The sequence below is a fragment of the Acinetobacter sp. Colony158 genome, from assembly GCF_019264745.1.
In the GTDB taxonomy this organism is placed as follows: domain Bacteria; phylum Pseudomonadota; class Gammaproteobacteria; order Pseudomonadales; family Moraxellaceae; genus Acinetobacter; species Acinetobacter ursingii.
Window position 1 is genome coordinate 2410068 of record NZ_CP078523.1, and the last position, 744, is coordinate 2410811.

1 protein-coding gene is annotated in these 744 nt (G+C 40.2%); it reads left to right on the forward strand.

Annotated features, from left to right (window positions below):
• Positions 1-116: 116 nt before the first annotated feature.
• A partial coding sequence (locus tag JR005_RS14830; protein WP_228731679.1) for an acyl-CoA dehydrogenase family protein occupies positions 117-744 on the forward strand: 628 nt, incomplete at its 3' end.

The window sequence follows — 744 nt, forward strand, 5'->3', positions numbered from 1 at the left end:
GAACATCTGACTGTAAAGTTTTCATCTGTAGCGCAATATAGGATGATTTTTTATGTAAAAATCATGAGAATCTTTAAGTCTCAAGATAGAACAACAATATTGAAAAGGAAGTACACATGCTAGCTTATGATGCTGATCTGGAATTATTTCGCGATAATTTTAAACGTTATATGAATGAGCATATTGCCCCACATTATGAACAATGGGAACGTGAAGGGATTATGCCACGTTCAGTCTGGTCATCACTGGGTGAAAATGGTTTTTTATGTGTCGATGTACCTGAACAATATGGCGGTTATGGCGTACCTACCCATTATTCTTTAATGTTAGTTGAAGAATCTGCCCGTGCTGGCTATGGGGCGTTATCCACTGCAATTTCATGTCATTCCGAGATTGCTGCACCTTATATTTTGCATATTGCAACAGAAGAACAAAAACTACATTGGCTTCCGAAAATGGTCAGTGGTGAAGTGGTCGGCGCAATTGGTATGACAGAACCAGGTGCGGGATCAGACTTACAGGCAATGCGAACCAGTGCCATTTTGCAAGATGATCATTATGTCTTAAATGGTTCTAAAACCTTTATTTCCAATGGTCAACATGCAGACTTGGTAGTACTTGCCGTCAAGACAGATCCACAAGCCCGAGCCAAAGGCGTATCGCTTTTACTGGTAGATACACATCTGGATGGTTTTAAGAAAGGAACCAATCTCGATAAAATTGGGCTACATTCTCAGGATACCT